We start from the raw sequence: 17173 nt of genomic DNA on the forward strand, positions 1-17173 counted from the left end.
AGCACGGCGCGCGATCGCGGATCGCTTGACCTTGTCGCAGACGGCCGTTCCCTTAGTCCGTCGCTCCAGCCGAAACCAACACCTTTATAAATTCCTCGTCGCCGGTTTCGCGCGCGAAAGAAAGCGCGGTTTCACCATGGGGCCCCTTGTGAGCAAGGAGGGCGGCGACCACATCAGGCCCGTTATCTTGATTGTTGGCCTGTTCAATGAGCGGCGTCCACCCACGGACATCCTTCGCCTCGATATCAGCCCCCCTACGAATCAGGAGGTCGACCGCATCAGGGTCTGTCACGATATGTAGAAGGGTCACTCCCTCATCATTTCTGGCGTTGATGTCGGCCCTATTGGCGAGAAGAAGGTGAAGGATTTCTGCATTGCACTCCATATCGAGAAGATGGATCGGCTGGAATTTGTGCTCGTCTACAGACGTTGCCAACGACGGATTGCCTGCAAGCATAGTTCTCACAACATTGATATCGCCCGATTGGACGGCGTTGTGAAATTTTGCAACGCTGCCCGCGTCTTCCGCGCCAGCCTGCCCAACTGAAATCCCGAGTACCGAGATCATCAGCAAGAGGAATTTGCGCATTTCAGTCTCCAGCAAACGTGGTCAGTCGTTTTTGCAAGCGGCGCGCTCGACCTTTCGGTTTTGGGGCAATGTTTGACCTAGTCCACCTGCACGCCGCGTTGCTCGAGCTTTTCCAATATAGGTGCCGCAGCAGCGTTGCGGGAAAAGCGGCCAGCCTCTTTGAGCGACGGCAGATCGAGCAATGCCTCGATATTTTCGGACGGGACGTTGATGCTGACCCGTTCCAATCTTTTGAGCGGGGCAAGGACCTTGATGTCGACCTTGTCCATCATCGAAATCACTGAGAGGCTTTTGAGGTTCGGGCAGAAGCGGATGCCGGAAAGATCCTTGATATCGAAAGCGCCTTCTTCTCCGCTCCAGAAGTACCAGGCAAACGGATAGATCGTCGCGCCGCCATCGAACTCCATCCGCTCGACGGAAGCTAGCAGGTCGTCGGTCAGCGGATACCGAGCCAGATAATCCAGTGCTTCCGGAATTAGGTCGTAGCCATCCTTCTCCAGATCGACGGGTCGGCGCAGAACATGGGTCGCAAGCTGTTCCGGCGTGCCAAGATCGAGCAGCTTTGCATCGAGAAGCGATGACATCACCGCAAGTTTGAGGTTTACGTCCGAGAATGGCGCGCCAACCGCGCCGCTTGCAGCCGGGTAGGGCGGCGCGGTCGGATCGTTGTATTGGGCATCGGGATTTGCAATGCTGATGCCGTAGACCGTGTCGAACGTAATACGGGCGGTGAGCATTCCCTCTGGCAGCCGTTTTGTTGCGAAACGGGCACCCTTGGTCACTTTGCTCTCTTCACCGATCTGGATGTCCGGTACGGCCCCGGGAAGGTCGATGAGTGATATGCCCATCGGGACGCCGGCAACAGTATGCATGAAACGGGAGTTGAATTCGATCTCGCCGATCAGCCCGTTGCGGTCGATCCGCACGACGACGCCGTAAGTTCGCTCCAGAATGTCGATCAATCCGCCCTTATGCGGCGCGGGCGCGCGCCAGGCAGATTGCATGGCCCTTTCGACGGCTGAGACCGGCATGCCGGGCCGCAAGGCCGCAAGTGCTTCGACATCGACCCGGTCGCTCGATGCCGCCATGCCTTGACCTCCTGATATTGCCGAAAGAGCCAGTGCGGCGCCGCCGATGAGAAAATGCCGCTTCTGCATAACCCTCATGACTGTCCCATGGTCTCCAAACGTCATTTCAAAACGTAACATATGCTGCCGTCCGAAGCACTTTCAACGTCTGAAACCTTCACCTTTGCGGCTTCACGGAAGTCAGTTATCAATTCGGGCGTTTTTGGCCACGGCAGGTCAGATACCTCGGATCAGAGCCCTTGGGTAACTTACTGGAGATGAAAACATGTTCACCCACGTCATGATCGGCAGCAACGACCTGGAGCGGTCAAGAGAGTTCTACGACGCGACGTTCGCTGCACTTGGCGGAAAGCCCGGCGAGATGGATGCGAGAGGCAGGCTGATCTATGTCCACGAAGGCGGTCGACTGATGATTACGAAACCGATCAACGGTAAGCCGGCGACCGCTGCTAACGGCGGGACGATCGGTATTGCCGCCGTGAGCCGCGAGCATGTTCTGGCGTGGCACGAGGCCGGCACCACGCACGGCGGGATATCAATCGAGAGCCCGCCGAATGAGCGCCCGAACGGGGCCTTCGTCGCCTATCTTCGCGATCCGGACGGACATAAACTCACCGCACGGTCTCAGCCGACAACGTAAAGCCAGCGGCAAGCGCTGGTGTTCTCCCCGCTATTGTGGATGGCTTTCCTACCTCACCAGCCAGAAATCTGGCTCGATGTCATTGGAGATTTGGAGGAAGCGCTCATTTCAGGATTTATGCTAGACCTGCGGTGCTGCCGCTGAGGATTTCAATGCCAGACGAGCCTAACTACCAGATCACCTATACCCTTACCGCGTGGGATTATGCAGCCATGGCGCGGGCGCTCACTCGCCGGCCCTGGCACCGCAGCATCGTCACGATGGTTCTATGGTTGTTTTCCGTCTGGTGCCTTCTGGTCTTCTTCACCGATCTCTACAATCCGATCACCATGATCAACGACGTTGCTGAAAGCAGTTCCTGGCTCTGGCTTCCGGCGTGCCTCCTCGTCGTGGCTTTGGTCTCGCTAGCCACGCACTGGCTGGCGTGGGAGCGTCGTTTCTGTATTACAGGCAGATCGCATCCGCTGACGCGAGCATCACCATAAGTTTGAGCGATGACGCCATTCGTGTGAGGTCGAACGTGGCGGATTCGCCGTGGCCACCGTGCAACGGATCATTCGGGAAAAAGATCATCTCATGTTGCCGATATCGAAGCGCGAAGCCTTCATTCTGCTTACTGCGCCAGATATTCAATCCGCTGCTTCTGGATCTTATCGTAGTTCGCAGACATGTTTTGCAGCTGTTCGTAAAGCGGATCGTTCTTCATGGCGTCATAGTCAATTGTTGAAGTCGGCGGCTCAAACGGGACGAGCGTATTATAGTGGCTTTGGGTCATTGCCGTTCCCGCCTTGACGATCCGGCCGCCCAGCATTTCGGCAATTTTGTCCGCTCTGTACTGCGCGCCAGAAGGGCCGCTAGAGGCGCTATCCTCGTTGAGGCCAGTGAGAAGTTTGTTGATGCGATCGCCAAGCGCATTGCTGTCCGTAGAAACGACACCTTGATTGTCAATCGTCGCAACAACCTGACCTGCTACCGTGATCGTTGCATACGGCTTCATGCGCGGATCGTTCGAATAGTCCGGAAAGGAAGTTTGAGTGTACTGATTTTCGAGGTATTTTTTGTTGGCCGCAATACGTTGTTGATCCTGCTCCATAAAGCTCTGGTACTGGTCTTCAGGTAGCTCCGAAACGTTGATCGCCGCCTTCTTCCAGTCAGAGTCCGACAACTGGTTCAATTTTCCCTGCAGACGATTCACCGATATGGATGGCGTGCCGTCGATAACAGTCCCGGAATTCTTGGAAGCGCCGACGTTTGTCTCGTCATTCAGACCGTCGGTATAAGCGTCCATGGCGGCAGAAGCAGTGGATCGGTCAGAGCCAGTGTATCGATTGGCTGAACTGCAATATGAAGTTGTTCCAATAGTTGTCACTGCAATCCTCCCCGTGCGGTTCCTGCTGTATAGCGCTCGGAGCTTGCCTCAACCTAGCCTTGCAGGTGGGCTTTTGGTATCGAAAACGAGGTTGGTACCGCTTGTCATCGGCGTTGTCCGCCAAACCGATGTGCGTATCTCAGAAGCAGCATCTACAGCGGACGTAGCTGACGCCGTATCGTTGAGCCTCTTCTCAGGCACGTTCACCTCCGACCATTCGTCGAACTCGTCAGAAGTCCTCAACGGTCATGTTTTCGTGGTACGTCACAGGCAAGAAATCCGGAATCGAGGTCCTTATGAGGCATTACATTTCTCCTGCTGTGAGACTGATGTTCTCCACACTGGCCGTTCCGCCTCCAATCGCTGCGAGCCCAATATCGAACCAGTACGGCGTACCAGGAACGAGATCGGGAACGATTGCCTGCAACGAAAATGGAATAGATTGCGGGTTCGAGACGATCGCGGTCACACCCCTTACGGCGCCACCAACAGGAGTATTGCTGTCAGTCAAAAGAACGTTCGAGGACTTGGCGGTTGCGCTGAAAGTTGCCCCGGAACCGATGACGATCATGCCGTCGGTGAGCTGCAGGCCTCCGAAGCTGCCGGCGCTGTTGAACTGGATTGAGCCCGGGCCACCGCCCGGCGCGCCGGCGGACGAGAGTGTGATTCCGCCTGCGGTATTGGTGATCGTTATCCCAGGGCCGGCTGTCAGGTTGGCGGCTTGCGGCGGATTACCGGACGATCCGATCAGAAGTTGGCCATTGGCAAGGGCCCCAACGGCGAGAAAGCCACCGTTGCCGCCATTGACCTGGATAGCATTTTGAGAACCGGCGGGTACCGCGTCCTCGATGCAGTCCACAAGCGCGTTGACATCTCCCATGACCTGGGTCGCATCTGCCACTTGGCCATTGGTCAACTGATAGGGAACATCGCATTGCGCAAAGGCGGGGACTATTCCGACCGCTTGAGCAAGCGGCGATCTAGCCCGATTGCAGATCAGGCGGGTGCGTCCCACCCGCCGATCTGGGAGTAAATCGCGTCACGAAGATGCCGAACATCGCGGTTCAAAGCAGCGAGTTCCGGTGGTGTCTGGGTCGAGGCTCCAAGCAAGGCATCGCTGAGGCAGCCCGCCCTGTGCTGCAACGCACGACCCTGGTTTGTCAGCGCCACCAATACCTGCCGTTCGTTTTTCAGATTGCGCGTCCGACTTAAGTGTCCGGCTGATTCAAGACGCTTTAAAAGCGGGGTCAGCGTGCTGGATTCCAGGGCAAGCTGATCTGCGATGGACACCACGGTCTGCTCGTCTTGCGCCCAAAGAACGTTCAGGACGAGATATTGCGGATAGGTCAGCCCCAGCTCGTCGAGAAGGGGCTTATAAGCGCGCTGAATAGCAATGCCGGCGGTGTAAATTGCGTAGCACAGCTGGTCGCGTAGGGGCGGGGGGTCGTTACGGCGTTGGGTCATTTTGAACTCCTGTAGACATCCATATAATCCAACTTATCACGAAAACCAATATCGCGATAAGATTCATGTTGACGCGCACCTCAAGATATGAAAACTTATAGTTATCGCGATAATAGTTATCGTATAGAAACGAAGGAGATGACCATGACACGCAAGTCCACAACCACCGTTGCCGCGATCGCAGTCGCTACCGCGTTGTCGGGCGCACTGCCGGCGAACGCTGCTGACACCATTCCTCAGAACCAGTCCGTAAAGAACGTCGTGCTCGTCCACGGCGCCTTTGCCGACGGCTCGGGCTGGAGGAGTGTTTACGACAATCTCACGAAGCGCGGCTATCGCGTCACCATTGTCCAGAACCCCCTGACCTCTCTGGCAGATGACGTTGCCGCCACCAGACGTGCGCTGGAACGTCAGGATGGTCCGGTCATTCTCGTCGGGCATTCCTGGGGCGGCACGGTTATCACGGAAGCTGGCATCGATCCGAAGGTTGCGGGCCTCGTCTATGTCTCTGCGCTCTCCCCGGATGCCGGCGAGACGACGGCCCAGCAGTATCAGGGGTTTGCTCCTGCATCTGAGTTCGTCATCGAGACCACCAAGGATGGTTTTGGATATGTCAGCCCCGCAAAGTTCAAGGCCGGTTTCGCGCATGACGTCAGCGATGCCGAGGCCGCGTTCATGAGCGCTTCACAGGTGCCAATCAATATGTCGGCGTTCGGCACCAAGCTCCAAAACGCTGCCTGGCGCACCAAGCCCAGCTGGGCTGTGATCGCAACCGAAGACAAGGCATTCGATCAGGCCATGCTTATCCACATGGCAGAGCGCATCAAGGCGAAGATCACCAAGGTGTCGGCAAGCCACGCCCTGTTCATGACACAGCCGACGGTCGTCGCGGACACCATTGATGCGGCTGCCAAGGCCGTTTCGGGAAAGTAGAAATGATGCATACCGCGTCATAGGGACATTCCACGCTGCCCCGATGACGACCTTCAAGGTCTGTCAAAACAGGCGCGGTAGGGTAAGAGCGGGCACGCAAAGGCCACGATCTTTGGCTGAGATCCATTGCGCGGCTTCGCCCTCTGGGAACCCTACACCACCCGCAATTTCCCCAAATCATTCACGGAGGTAGTCACGTGAATCTGAATACTCATGACCAAAATGCATCCGAAAATCCGCACCTTCCTCAGAGCGAGGTCGGTGATGTTTTCGACTTCATCGTCTGCGGCGCCGGGTCCAGCGGCTCGGTTGTTGCCGCCCGACTGGCAGAGGATGGGAACGCAAGCGTCCTACTGCTTGAAGCAGGCGGAGACGATGCGGCTGAGACCGTTACGAAGCCAGCGCAGTGGCCGCTCAATCTCGGCTCGATCCGGGACTGGGGTTTTGTCGGGCAACCGGCACCTGGCCTGAACGGTCGACGTCTTCCTCTCAGCATGGGCAAAGGGCTCGGTGGCGGTTCGAGCATCAATGTCATGGTGTGGGCCAGAGGACACAAGGGAGATTGGGACCACTTTGCCGCCGAAGCTGGCGATGACGCGTGGGGCTATCAGTCTATCCTCGGCTACTATCGCCGGATCGAAGATTGGCAGGGCGCTCCGGACCCAACGCGTCGCGGCGTAGGAGGACCGGCCTACGTCGCGCAGCCGCAGGCGCCACAACCGATCGCAGAGGCCTTGTTAAAGGCCGCATCCACTATCGGCATTCCCGTCTACGATAGCCCGAACGGCGAAATGATGGAGGGCCCGGGTGGCGCGTCTATCGCTGAACTTCGGATCCGGGATGGCAAGCGGGAGTCGGTCTTTGGCTCCTATGTCCGCCCGCTCATGTCGCGCCCGAACCTTACCGTGCTGACCGACGCGCTGGTCACGCGCCTTATCTTCGAGGGCAAGCGTGTGACCGGGGTCGAGGTTCTCGTCAAAGATCAGCGGCGTCAGTTCACGGCGCGCTGTGAGACGGTCCTGTCGCTCGGCGCGATCAACACCCCGAAAGTGTTGATGCAGTCGGGCATAGGTCCGGAAGACGAGCTGCAAGCCCACGGCATCCCCGTGGTGCAACACTTGCCTGGCGTTGGGCGCAATCATCAGGATCACCTCGCATTCGGCTGCACCTGGGCATATCGAAAACCAGAAGCCGTGGGTGGAAGCGGATGCGAAGCAAAACTCTACTGGAAAAGCGACTCGCGACTTGCGCAGCCGGACATTCTTCAGTGCCAGCTGGAGTTCGCGGTGCCGTCACCGGTGGAGACGGGTCTCGAAACGCCAGAACATGGCTGGACGATGTTTAACGGTCTTGCCCAGCCAAAAAGCCGCGGTCGATTGCGGCTCTCCGGCCCCAATATGAATGACCCTATCCTGATCGAACCGAATTCTCTCAGCTCCCCGGAGGACATGGCAGCCGCCCTGGCCGCAGTGGAGTTGTGTCGCGAACTCGGAAACAGCGATACCTTCGCGTCGCTGGTGACAGGTGAGGCGGCTCCGGGCGCGCGCGACAGATCAGGGATGATCGACTTTATCCGCCGTTCAGCGGTCACCTATTGGCACCAATCCTGCACGGCCAAGATGGGGCGCGACAGCATGTCGGTGGTCGACAACGAGCTCAAGGTGTATGGAATCGATGGTCTTCGCATCGCAGATTCCTCGATCATGCCACGTATCACCACCGGCAACACGATGGCGCCTTGCGTCGTCATCGGCGAGCGGGCAGCTGATCTCGTTCGGAAGATGCATGGCCTTCCGATCTTGATCGGAGGGGTCACTCAGCCAATTTGATGAAGAGATTTATGTGAAGCTCGGCGGCCAGCATACGCGGGCCGCCGAGCTTCTTTGTGCAGGCCGGGTATTGGGTCAAGGCGAAACGTGATTGTGTAAGGTTCAGACGTGCGCAATCGCTGTGCTTAACAACACGACCACGCGTAGCACCGTTGGAGGTACCCGATCTGCAGGTGAATGATTGATCCTTCAGTCGGCCTTGTAGCGTTCACGAGCCTGCATCACGTCGGCACGATGTTGTACGGTCCAGGTGTGGAGCGCCCGAAGCGGTGCCTCCAAAGTGCGACCCAATTTAGAAATTTCATAGGCAACAGCGATCGGCGAGAGGCTGATAATGCGCCGTTCGATAATTCCATTGGCCTCCAGGCGCCTGAGGCACTGCGTCAGCGCCTTCTGCGTGACGCCGTCCAGCCTTCGTTTCAATTCATTGAAACGCAATGGGCCATCACAAAGCGCACCCAGCACCAGAATAGTCCATTTGCTGGCGATCTCATCGAGCAACAGTCGGTCCTCGACGAGATTTTCATTCGCAGATTCAAGCGGAAGGGTCTGCATGGGATACTCCAGGCTACCAGGTAGCATCAAGGTGCGTAATTGACTGCTAGTATACAGATTATACCCAAGGGCGCTTGACATGAAAAGGAGTTTGAAATGTCCGCCCCAAAATATGAGACCATTCACGTCCACCGCGAAGGCGCCGCCGCGTGGGTGACGATCAACAATCCCCCTCTCAACATCCTCGATGCACGCCTGATGACGGAGATCAACGATTTCGCCGGGCATGCTGCCAAGGACGACACGCTGACGGTGATCGTCTTTCAGAGCGCCGACCCGGACTTCTTCATCATCCATGGCGATATGAATTTCGTGAAACAGCCCGAAGCGCTCATGTCGCTTCAGCTTGGCGATGCGGGGACCGAGGGGCTCAATCCGATGATGCGGCTGCACGAGAGGCTTCGCGGTCTGCCCCAGATCACGATCGGCAAGCTCGCCGGCTATGCACGGGGTGGCGGCGCAGAATTCCTGTCGGCGCTCGATATGCGCTTCGCTGCCAGGGGGATTGGTGGCATTGCCCAGATGGAGGCGTTGATTGGCATCATTCCTGGTTCGGGTGGGACAGCCTATCTTCCCCAGCTTGTTGGGCGGGCCCGCAGCCTGGAAATTACCGTGGGTGCGGAATTGTTCGACGCAGACCTGGCTGAGCGTTATGGCTGGATAAACCGGGCACTTCCTCCGGAAAAGCTTGATGCGTTTGTCGACGATCTGGCAAAGGCAATCGCGTCACGGCCCCCTGGAATGGTCCGCGCAGCCAAACAAGCGATCGATGCAAGTTCCAAAGATTTGACGCAAGCACTGCGGGTCAACAATGAACTGCTTGGCCAGACTTTTGCCGCGCCGATAGCAACTACACTCACTCTCGCCGCCCTGAAGGCAGGAGCGCAAACCCGTGAGGGTGAGAAGCAGCTGGAGGAAACGCTGTCTTCCTTGAACTGAACAGTCGCTGTCGGCACGACCGCCAACGTGCTTCTACCCTCACAATTAAAGAGGGCCATTGAGGGAGGGGTGAGGTCAAGCTCGTTTCGCGCTTTTCCTTGGGCGGGGCGAGGGATTATAAAACCACGCCAGCGGGAGTTTCGGCACCTTGAAGCTCCCACATCATCTGAGCTCGCGTGCAGAATTGGCCTACTGCAGCAGGAACAGCACGGCGCTCGTTACCAACATGTTGACCAGGAAATAGGCGCATTCACCATCGTTTAGTAGAACGGCCTGGGGAAATTGGGATTGATTGCGATCGTCATACACATCGCCAGGAGATAACCGACGCCGATCACGAGCCCGAGCGACAGGGCATCGGTAAGCGATGGAAGGCCGATCATGCGCATGATTGCAGCCGTCGTGACGATCATCACGATGTTGCATACGAAACGGGCCAATAGTCGTCAGCATGTCCAGCTTCGCCACCGGCATGGCCTCACGTCCCAGCGCCATTGCGTAATATCTGGGTACCAGGGCGCCAAAATAAACTCCCCCGAACACGAAGCCGAACGCGGCGGCCGCAAGAACGCCCCAGAGACTGATCTGGGCAAAGGCGCCGAAAACCATGGTTCACTCTCTTTCTAAAATATCTCCGCAGGATGCTCGATGCCTATGTGAAATCGATGAAACGGGTATAGTTAGACCCAACTGACACTTCACGGCAGTTGGACGTCGAGCGGACCCGATAGATTGCTGCGCCTACTTGAGCTTATGCGCGTAATGGTACCCCCGATCACGGCGTCACGCCTGGCGGTCGAACGCGGGGTGTCCGTTCGATCAATCTACCGCGATATCGAACTGTTGCGGCTGTCGGGCGCTCGCATCGAGGGAGAACGCGGCTATGGCTATCGATTGATCGAGGACTATGCTCTGCCGCCGCAAACATTCGATCGTCTGGAAATCGAGGCGATTACCGTGGGCTTGGCCGAAGTGCGCCACATGGGCGACCCGGATCTGGCGCGTGCCGCCGAGGCAGTGCTCGCCAAGGTCGCCGCAACCTTGCCGAACGATCGCGAGCAGCAATTGCTGCATTCCATATCCCATGTCTATCGGCCAAACGGCCGCTACGGCGCGAATGCGCATCTGCAAGCGATACGGCAGGCGTGTTGGAAAGAACAGGAAATCGAGATCGGCTATCGTGATCAAGTGGGTACCGCCAGCGAGCGCATCATCCGCCCGCTTGCCATCATGTACAGCGATCACGTCTTGACGGTTCTGGCCTGGTGTTGCCTGCGTGATGACTTCCGGATGTTCAGGGTCGACCGGATCGAGAGCCTTTCCAGCAACGGTGCCAGTTTTCGTCCCCGGCGGGCGAGTTTGTTGCGGGATTACCTTGCAAAGCTCCGTGAGAAATCGAGCCAATTAACGGCGGCTTTCGAGAGCTCCGCCAACATTCTTTGACATCCATGCCGGAAGCGGTCACGCTGACCGCGTCTGCGAACGTCAGCTATCCACCGGTCGTAGTAAAAAACTTCTTAGAGTTGATCGCTGACCCAAACAAATTCACGTGGTTGGGAAATCTTGGGGGCGGGTGTCAGTTCGGCTCCGTCAAGACCGATGAAACTGCGATCTCGCACAGCCGACGCCGTCAAACTGCTTTCCCGACCAAGGTGAGGACAATTCAGTCAATCGGTGGATCAATGTTATTCGAATTCAGCCGCTACCGGCCTCGGCGCCCAAGCCTTAGGTTTTCTCCATTGGATCCGGGAAACACGGATACGCAACAAGGAGAACGTCAATGATCGATCAGAACGGACCCCATTACTACGTCGTATTCCAGACGCCCGGCCGGAATTGGATCGAGGGCACGCCCTATAACGAACAGCCTGGATTTATGGATCATGTGAACTACGTCAGCACGCTCCACGACGAGGGCAAGGTCATCCTGAGCGGGCCTTTCATGAAGGAAGAGGGTGGTCTGTCCGGAAAGCTCGAGGACGGAGGGCTCACGATTTTCAGGGCTGCAAATCTGGCAGAAGGCACCCGTCTCGGAACGGATGATCCCGGTGTCCGGTCCGGATTGCTCAACGTCGAGATCAGGACGCTTTGGGTACCGTTTCACTAGCCAGAACTCGGCAGCACCAGATGTCCATAAGACCCTGCGGGATCGTCCGCAGGGTCTTTTTCATATTTAATTGCCGTTCGGATCTATTCAGCGGGCTGATAAATCATATCCAACTTTGCCGTCTAATTGGAGACCGTCACCCTTCGTATCTCTGGAGCACGAGCCGCACTGGCGGCCGTGAAAACCTGAAAGGAAACGAATATGGGTAAGCTCGACAACAAGGTCGCCCTCGTCACTGGCGGCAGTACCGGAATGGGTCTCGACACCGCCCGCCTCTTTATCAAGGAAGGCGCTAAGGTCGTCATCACCGGCCGCAATCGCTCGACGGTTGAGGCGGCCGCCCGCGAGATCGGTGCAGACTTCGTCCAAGGCGACGTCTCCAAGCTCGAAGACATCATCCGCCTTCGCGATCATCTCAAGGACAAGTATGGCCGCGTCGACGTCATCTTTGCCAATGCCGGGGGCGGAAAGCTCGTGCCGCTCGAAGAAGTGACCGAGGACGATTTTGACACGACCGTCGATACGAACTTCAAGGGGACGTTCTTTACGGTGCAGAAGCTTCTTCCGCTGGTCCCCAATGGTGGCTCGATCATATTGAACACCTCGATCGCGGGCTCGAAGGGACTGCCGAACTTCAGCGTATACTCGGCGACGAAAGCCGCGCTGCGTTCGCTGGCCCGGACCTGGACGACTGATCTGAAGGCACGTGGCATCCGCGTCAATGCGCTGGCACCGGGTCATATTGCAACCGACATCCTGCGAAAGTCCGGACTGAGCGCCGAACAGGTTGATGGAATCAACGGTCATGTCATCCCGTTGATCCCGCTCGGTCGGATGGGGACGGGCGACGAGATCGCGGGACCTGCTTTGTTCCTGGCTTCGGACGATAGCGCCTATGTGACCGGGATCGAACTGACTGTCGACGGCGGCTGGGCACAGGTTTGATGCCGGGCGCCCGCGTCGACGTCCTTCGATGCGTGCGCCTCCGCTCCTCTGCAGTTGCTTATGTGATGCGGGGAAACTATCGTCCATGTGGATGGGTGACCAACTTGCAGCTTTGAGATTATTTGTCCGCGTTGCGCACGCCGGAAGCTTTTCCCGTGCCGCCAAGGACATGAAGATTTCGCAGCCAACGGCGTCGCGTCTGATCTCTGTTCTCGAAGAACAGCTCGGTGCGACGCTGCTCGTCCGGACCACGCGATCGGTGACGTTGACGGATGCGGGCAGAGACTATCTCGCAAGCGTGCAGGCTGCGCTGGACACACTGGACCAGGCAGAGCACGACGTGCGCGGTAATGGGGAACTGCGCGGCCGCATCAGGGTCGCATCGTCATCGATCTTTGCGTCCCAGGTCATCGTGCCGAGCCTTCCGGAGTTCATGGCGCTTCATCCCTCTCTCAAGGTAGAACTGATCATTGAAGACCAGCGGCAGGACCTGATCGCGGAAGGCGTCGATGTTGCGATCCGTTTTGGCAAGCTCGCGGATTCGACGGCCATTGCCCGGCCGCTTGGACGATGGCGGCTCATACTCGCGGCGGCTCCCCGCTATCTCGAAAAACACGGCGCGCCAAACACACCGGGCGACATGGCTAATCATCGTGCAATTCTTGCTGGGCCAGCCGCGAATTCCGAGTGGACGTTCAACAGGGGAGACGAGCAGGTCACCATCAGGCCGGCGGGAGACTTGACGATCACCGGTAGCGAAGTCGGCATTAATGCAGGTCTCGCGGGTCTCGGCATGGTCGTCGCGAGTTACCCCTCTCTTCGCGGTTACATCGGTAATGGTGAGCTCGTTCGCCTCCTGCCGGGATGGGAAATGGCTGAGATTGAGAGCCACGCTCTCTTTCCAAGCGGACAGGCCGCAAAGCCTGCCGCGCGAGCGTTCGTCGACTATTTACAGCAGTTGTTGAAGAACTTCTGAAAGGAGCCGGCGTACGAGTGCCTGCGACAATGCTCCGAACCCACCGGATATTGCAACAGGTCACCCTCTTGCCCGTTTGGGAGCGGGCCAATTCATTCGGCCGGCGAATAAAAGTTATCGCATCGTCGCGCGTTATTTCGCAGGTCGCCAATAGCTATCTTCGTCATCCAGTTATCGAACAAAGGATGACCTCCATGGCCTATGAATTCTACTGGGTTAGCGGTAGCCCCAATTCCTGGCGGACAATGCTCGCGCTCGAGTACAAGAAAATTCCCTATGTCTCCAAACGCTTCGATCCGACAAGGGGCGAAAGTAAGACGCCGCAATATCTTGCACTGAATCCCCGCGGTAAGGTGCCCACCCTTGCGAACGGCGACTTCGTTGTCCACGAGTCTGTCGCCATCATGGCATATCTGGAGCGTGAGTTCCCGGATCCTGCACTGTTCGGGGAAAGCTCTTCGGAAGCAGGCCTAATCTGGCAGCTTATACTTGAATTCATCAATTATGCCCGCGACCCGATGGACGAGGGGGTCTCCCGCCCGTTGATCAGGGGACAAGCTGGCACCAACGCAGATGGGATCAGGGCCTCGGCGCTTCAATCGCATGCAGCGTTAAGATGGATGGAGGGCCTCTTGACCGTCCAACCGTTCCTGGCGGGCAACCAGCTGTCTGCCGCGGATTTCACGGCGATCCCATGCGTCCAGTTCCTTGCGCGCGTCGGGAAAAGCGCAGATGCCGTCTCGCTCCAACTCGGACTTGACGATCTTCAATCCTCATATCCCGCAGTCTCCCGATGGATTGCCAGGATCGAACAGCTCCCGTGTTACGAGCGCGCTTATCCTCCGCACTGGCGCAATTCGCGCTAGCCTGAAAACTGACGCCACGCTTGTTCGGACGGGCGGTGCTATCGGATAGCAATGATTTGCGGGAGCGGAAAGTCTGGCAAGGCTCACGCGATCGCGTCTGCTTGGAAGCGGACCCGCGTGCCGGGGCTGTCGGTCCCGGTTTCCGGCTTTGCCGGCGCTTCTCTAATCGGCGCGTCGAGGTCAAGCTCTTTTCGAGCTTTTCTGAGATGACACAAGACGAGAGGGTCGTCCGCAGTCGGCCCATTGCGGACCTCCTGTCGCATCAAATCATCACGCGAGCGAGGTGCGTCGGTTCCAAAGCGAGTTTGCGCGTCGGTGATGCTCTCCATTGGGTCTTCAATGCCGGGTCGCGAGAGACGCTGAATACGGGCTCGCGATATGCCGCCGTACAAACACTAGGCGAGTGAGCCGCCTAGATCTGCGGCGCCCCAACCTTCACCGTTAGCTTGTCGATCTTGCCAGTAAAGCGGAACGGCAGGGTATAGTCGTTGTCATCGACCCCGCTGCGGGTATCAACTCCCACGTCAAAGGATTCGTCGACGGTGACCAAGAAGGGCATGGTATGCGGGATGGATTGCTCTGCAACGACAGCGCCATCGACGCTAAGCACGCCCTTGCCACCCTTCCCGTAACCGGGTCCCGCATATGTGAAGTCGAATACGATGGTGTGCGCTCCTGGCGTCAGCGCCTCCTCGCCGGCCCACCGGAAGCGCTCCAGCGCAAGCATATTGTATGTAAAGATCGGTTTGCCCTTGAGCAGGTACAGACCGTAGCCGCCAAACCTGCCGCCGAGCGTGGCAAGCATTCCTTCTCCGCCACCTTGCGGAACATCGATGTTGGCCGTGATCGTGTAGGAGCGAGTTAGCGGATCGGGCGCCGAAGCTGGCGGCAGTCCTGAGATTTCGCCAGAATAGACGAACTCCGTCCGACCGGCCGTGGCGCTCGGGCGGGGTGCGATCAAGCGCGCGATGACGGAGTTGTCGAGCGGCAACACCTGATATTTGGCAGCCTCTACGAGGAAAAGCTGCTGCATATCCCGCAATTTATCCGGTTCACTGGCGGCGAGATCATTGAACTGCGAGTAGTCTTCGTTGAGGTTGTAGAGTTCCCATTTATAACCATCCATCACGTCCGGCATCTTGCCAAGACCCATCAGCCATGGCGCCGCTGGGGGCGTAGTCGAGGCTATCCAGCCGTCGTGATAGATCGCGCGATTGCCAAACATTTCAAAATACTGAGTGGTACGTGCTGAAGGCACGTCCTTCGCCCCTTTGGACCAAGTATAGGCCATGCTGACGCCTTCGATGGGCTTTTGGGCGATGCCGTTTACCGTGAGCGGAGTTTGGATGCCAGTCGCTTCCAGGATCGTTGGTACGATGTCGATCACGTGGTGGAACTGGCTGCGAATGCCACCCTTGTCAGTGATATGACCAGGCCACGACATCGCCATGCCCTGGCGGGTGCCACCGAAGTGGGAAGCAACCTGCTTGGTCCACTTGAACGGTGTGTCGAAAGCCCAGGACCAGGCAACCGACATATGCGGCTCCGTGGTCGGATCGCCCCAAGCGTCGTAATATTTCAACTGATCGGCTACGGGCATTGAAATCGCCTGGATCGCCGCCAAATCGAAAGCAGTGCCAATCGCCGTTCCTTCGGCGCTCGTGCCATTGTCGCCCTCGATGTAGATGATGAGAGTGTCGTCGAGTTTGCCCTGTTTGCGCACCTCATCAACTACCCGACCAATCTCGTAGTCCGCGTACGCAACGTAAGCCGCATATACCTCAGCTTGACGGGCGAACATCTTCTTCTCATCCGCCGACAGCGTGTCCCATTGGGGAAGATCGTCGGGCCACGGCGTTAACTTGGTGTTTTCCGGAATGACGCCGAGCCGCTTCTGATTGGCGAATATCTGGTCGCGCATGGCATTCCAACCCATGTCGAACTTACCCTTGAACTTATCGATCCACTCTTTGGTCGGATGGTGTGGAGCGTGGGTTGCGCCGGGAACGTAATACATGAAGAAAGGCTTGTCGGGTGTCGCGGCATTGACCTTGCGAAGGTAGTCGATTGCGTCATCTGCCATCCCGGTGACCAAGTTATAGTTCGGGTTGTCCAGCCACGGGTAGATCTGATCGTGATTGCGAAACAACCAGGGCGTCCACTGATTGGATTCACCACCCTGAAAACCATAAAAATAATCGAAGCCCATTCCTGAAGGCCATTGGTCGAACGGTCCCGAGGTGGAAAGTGCGTATGTCGGGGTATTGTGGTTCTTCCCGAGCCAGGAGGTGGCGTAGCCGTGATCTTTGAGGATCGACCCTATCGTGCCGTTGTTCGGACCAATGATCGCGTCATACCCTGGAAAACCAGTGGATTGCTCCGCAATCACTCCGAAGCCCGCCGAATGGTGGTTGCGGCCCGTAATCAGAGCCGCGCGGGTTGGCGAACACAGAGCTGTCGAGTGGAATTGCGTGAAGCGCAATCCATTCGCGGCGATCTGGTCGAGCGTAGGCGTTGGAATGACCCCGCCGAAGGTGCCCGATACGCCGTAGCCGGCGTCGTCTGTCATGATCAACAGAACGTTTGGTGCGCCTTTCGGCGGCACTACCTTGGGCGGCCACCACGCTGTGGAGTCCTTGGCGTCCAGGTTGATGGTGCCGCCAAACGCCGGGGGCGCGGCTGGGAGCGACTGGCCATCGATAGTCGCGGTGGCGCTAGGCGAGCCAATGGCTCCCGAAACATCCTGTGCAGCAGCGGGAAAGCACGAAAAACAACTTGCGGCGAACGCCGCTAGATAGGCGCGCGTTTTCATCGTTCGATGCTCCTGTTGGCATAACCAAAAACGGATAAGCGGCCGATACTTTCCCGCGCTC

At 57.6% G+C, this 17173-nt stretch carries 19 protein-coding genes; 10 read left to right on the plus strand and 9 right to left on the minus strand.

The features are described from left to right. Positions 1–52 precede the first annotated feature (52 nt). Both AC1DUP_RS33340 and AC1DUP_RS33345 read right to left on the minus strand, forming a co-directional pair. Positions 53–589 (minus strand): ankyrin repeat domain-containing protein, encoded by a 537-nt coding sequence (locus AC1DUP_RS33340; protein WP_113309762.1) that lies wholly within the window; start codon positions 587–589, stop codon positions 53–55. A gap of 77 nt (positions 590–666) precedes the next feature. Then, a complete protein-coding gene (locus AC1DUP_RS33345) occupies positions 667–1755 on the minus strand; it encodes a DUF7256 domain-containing protein (protein ID WP_477836854.1) in 1089 nt (362 codons plus the stop codon). A 187-nt stretch (positions 1756–1942) separates the two neighbouring features. Here AC1DUP_RS33345 and AC1DUP_RS33350 point away from each other — a divergent pair, with 187 nt between their 5' ends. Further along, complete coding sequence (locus AC1DUP_RS33350) at positions 1943–2317, plus strand: VOC family protein (protein WP_113309763.1); 375 nt, start codon at positions 1943–1945, stop codon at positions 2315–2317. Between the two features lie 152 nt (positions 2318–2469). Further along, the gene (locus AC1DUP_RS33355; RefSeq protein ID WP_115038856.1) at positions 2470–2802 is read left to right on the plus strand and encodes a hypothetical protein; all 333 of its coding nucleotides are present in this window, start codon (positions 2470–2472) and stop codon (positions 2800–2802) included. A gap of 128 nt (positions 2803–2930) precedes the next feature. On the opposite strand, the gene AC1DUP_RS33360 is transcribed toward AC1DUP_RS33355, so the two are convergent. The 3 genes from AC1DUP_RS33360 to AC1DUP_RS33370 form a co-directional block, all read right to left on the minus strand. Next, positions 2931–3686 carry a hypothetical protein gene (locus tag AC1DUP_RS33360; RefSeq protein WP_162747587.1) on the minus strand — a complete coding sequence of 252 codons (756 nt, stop codon included), beginning with the start codon at positions 3684–3686 and terminating at the stop codon, positions 2931–2933. Between the two features lie 304 nt (positions 3687–3990). Then, entirely contained in the window at positions 3991–4566 is a 576-nt protein-coding gene (locus AC1DUP_RS33365; protein WP_113309765.1) for a hypothetical protein, read from the minus strand. A 116-nt stretch (positions 4567–4682) separates the two neighbouring features. After that, complete coding sequence (locus AC1DUP_RS33370; protein ID WP_113309766.1) at positions 4683–5150, minus strand: MarR family transcriptional regulator; 468 nt, start codon at positions 5148–5150, stop codon at positions 4683–4685. A gap of 144 nt (positions 5151–5294) precedes the next feature. Between AC1DUP_RS33370 and AC1DUP_RS33375 the strand changes: the two genes are divergently transcribed. Both AC1DUP_RS33375 and AC1DUP_RS33380 read left to right on the plus strand, forming a co-directional pair. Continuing rightward, positions 5295–6083: an alpha/beta fold hydrolase gene (locus tag AC1DUP_RS33375; RefSeq protein WP_113309767.1), complete on the plus strand. Its 789-nt coding sequence runs from the start codon at positions 5295–5297 to the stop codon at positions 6081–6083. 197 nt (positions 6084–6280) lie between these two features. Then, on the plus strand, positions 6281–7912 hold the full coding sequence (locus AC1DUP_RS33380) for a GMC family oxidoreductase (RefSeq protein ID WP_113309768.1): 1632 nt from the start codon (positions 6281–6283) through the stop codon (positions 7910–7912). 189 nt (positions 7913–8101) lie between these two features. Here the strand turns inward: AC1DUP_RS33380 and AC1DUP_RS33385 are convergent, their stop codons facing one another. Continuing rightward, on the minus strand, positions 8102–8467 hold the full coding sequence (locus tag AC1DUP_RS33385) for a winged helix-turn-helix transcriptional regulator (protein WP_477836855.1): 366 nt from the start codon (positions 8465–8467) through the stop codon (positions 8102–8104). 96 nt (positions 8468–8563) lie between these two features. On the opposite strand from AC1DUP_RS33385, the gene AC1DUP_RS33390 reads away from it, so the two are divergent. Next, positions 8564–9406 carry an enoyl-CoA hydratase/isomerase family protein gene (locus tag AC1DUP_RS33390; protein WP_113309769.1) on the plus strand — a complete coding sequence of 281 codons (843 nt, stop codon included), beginning with the start codon at positions 8564–8566 and terminating at the stop codon, positions 9404–9406. A gap of 189 nt (positions 9407–9595) precedes the next feature. On the opposite strand, the gene AC1DUP_RS33395 is transcribed toward AC1DUP_RS33390, so the two are convergent. Further along, entirely contained in the window at positions 9596–10015 is a 420-nt protein-coding gene (locus tag AC1DUP_RS33395) for a hypothetical protein (protein WP_162748529.1), read from the minus strand. Between the two features lie 123 nt (positions 10016–10138). Between AC1DUP_RS33395 and AC1DUP_RS33400 the strand changes: the two genes are divergently transcribed. The 5 genes from AC1DUP_RS33400 to AC1DUP_RS33420 all read left to right on the plus strand — a co-directional run bounded on the left by AC1DUP_RS33400 (position 10139) and on the right by AC1DUP_RS33420 (position 14300). Beyond that, positions 10139–10849 carry a helix-turn-helix transcriptional regulator gene (locus AC1DUP_RS33400; protein WP_113309771.1) on the plus strand — a complete coding sequence of 237 codons (711 nt, stop codon included), beginning with the start codon at positions 10139–10141 and terminating at the stop codon, positions 10847–10849. A gap of 337 nt (positions 10850–11186) precedes the next feature. Further along, entirely contained in the window at positions 11187–11513 is a 327-nt protein-coding gene (locus tag AC1DUP_RS33405; RefSeq protein WP_113309772.1) for a YciI family protein, read from the plus strand. Positions 11514–11714: 201 nt separating this feature from the next. Beyond that, positions 11715–12458 carry an SDR family oxidoreductase gene (locus AC1DUP_RS33410; RefSeq protein ID WP_113309773.1) on the plus strand — a complete coding sequence of 248 codons (744 nt, stop codon included), beginning with the start codon at positions 11715–11717 and terminating at the stop codon, positions 12456–12458. Positions 12459–12543: 85 nt separating this feature from the next. Then, on the plus strand, positions 12544–13434 hold the full coding sequence (locus tag AC1DUP_RS33415; protein ID WP_477836856.1) for a LysR family transcriptional regulator: 891 nt from the start codon (positions 12544–12546) through the stop codon (positions 13432–13434). 194 nt (positions 13435–13628) lie between these two features. Further along, complete coding sequence (locus tag AC1DUP_RS33420) at positions 13629–14300, plus strand: glutathione S-transferase family protein (RefSeq protein WP_113309811.1); 672 nt, start codon at positions 13629–13631, stop codon at positions 14298–14300. An 83-nt stretch (positions 14301–14383) separates the two neighbouring features. Here the strand turns inward: AC1DUP_RS33420 and AC1DUP_RS33425 are convergent, their stop codons facing one another. After that, positions 14384–14629, minus strand: a complete 246-nt coding sequence (locus tag AC1DUP_RS33425; protein ID WP_113309774.1) for a hypothetical protein — start codon at positions 14627–14629, stop codon at positions 14384–14386. 83 nt (positions 14630–14712) lie between these two features. Continuing rightward, positions 14713–17112 (minus strand): arylsulfatase, encoded by a 2400-nt coding sequence (locus AC1DUP_RS33430; protein WP_113309775.1) that lies wholly within the window; start codon positions 17110–17112, stop codon positions 14713–14715. Positions 17113–17173 lie beyond the last annotated feature (61 nt).

It is taken from the genome of Rhizobium sp. 01L419 (assembly GCF_056400025.1).

What these genes read in the sequence shown, in the direction of transcription:
- AC1DUP_RS33340 (WP_113309762.1), bottom strand. Translation starts at nt 589, where the DNA reads ATGCGCAAATTCCTCTTGCTGATGATCTCGGTACTCGGGATTTCAGTT.
- AC1DUP_RS33345 (WP_477836854.1), bottom strand. Translation starts at nt 1,755, where the DNA reads ATGAGGGTTATGCAGAAGCGGCATTTTCTCATCGGCGGCGCCGCACTG.
- AC1DUP_RS33350 (WP_113309763.1), top strand. Translation starts at nt 1,943, where the DNA reads ATGTTCACCCACGTCATGATCGGCAGCAACGACCTGGAGCGGTCAAGA.
- AC1DUP_RS33355 (WP_115038856.1), top strand. Translation starts at nt 2,470, where the DNA reads ATGCCAGACGAGCCTAACTACCAGATCACCTATACCCTTACCGCGTGG.
- AC1DUP_RS33365 (WP_113309765.1), bottom strand. Translation starts at nt 4,566, where the DNA reads ATGGGAGATGTCAACGCGCTTGTGGACTGCATCGAGGACGCGGTACCC.
- AC1DUP_RS33370 (WP_113309766.1), bottom strand. Translation starts at nt 5,150, where the DNA reads ATGACCCAACGCCGTAACGACCCCCCGCCCCTACGCGACCAGCTGTGC.
- AC1DUP_RS33375 (WP_113309767.1), top strand. Translation starts at nt 5,295, where the DNA reads ATGACACGCAAGTCCACAACCACCGTTGCCGCGATCGCAGTCGCTACC.
- AC1DUP_RS33385 (WP_477836855.1), bottom strand. Translation starts at nt 8,467, where the DNA reads ATGCAGACCCTTCCGCTTGAATCTGCGAATGAAAATCTCGTCGAGGAC.
- AC1DUP_RS33390 (WP_113309769.1), top strand. Translation starts at nt 8,564, where the DNA reads ATGTCCGCCCCAAAATATGAGACCATTCACGTCCACCGCGAAGGCGCC.
- AC1DUP_RS33395 (WP_162748529.1), bottom strand. Translation starts at nt 10,015, where the DNA reads ATGGTTTTCGGCGCCTTTGCCCAGATCAGTCTCTGGGGCGTTCTTGCG.
- AC1DUP_RS33405 (WP_113309772.1), top strand. Translation starts at nt 11,187, where the DNA reads ATGATCGATCAGAACGGACCCCATTACTACGTCGTATTCCAGACGCCC.
- AC1DUP_RS33410 (WP_113309773.1), top strand. Translation starts at nt 11,715, where the DNA reads ATGGGTAAGCTCGACAACAAGGTCGCCCTCGTCACTGGCGGCAGTACC.
- AC1DUP_RS33415 (WP_477836856.1), top strand. Translation starts at nt 12,544, where the DNA reads ATGTGGATGGGTGACCAACTTGCAGCTTTGAGATTATTTGTCCGCGTT.
- AC1DUP_RS33420 (WP_113309811.1), top strand. Translation starts at nt 13,629, where the DNA reads ATGGCCTATGAATTCTACTGGGTTAGCGGTAGCCCCAATTCCTGGCGG.
- AC1DUP_RS33425 (WP_113309774.1), bottom strand. Translation starts at nt 14,629, where the DNA reads ATGGAGAGCATCACCGACGCGCAAACTCGCTTTGGAACCGACGCACCT.
- AC1DUP_RS33430 (WP_113309775.1), bottom strand. Translation starts at nt 17,112, where the DNA reads ATGAAAACGCGCGCCTATCTAGCGGCGTTCGCCGCAAGTTGTTTTTCG.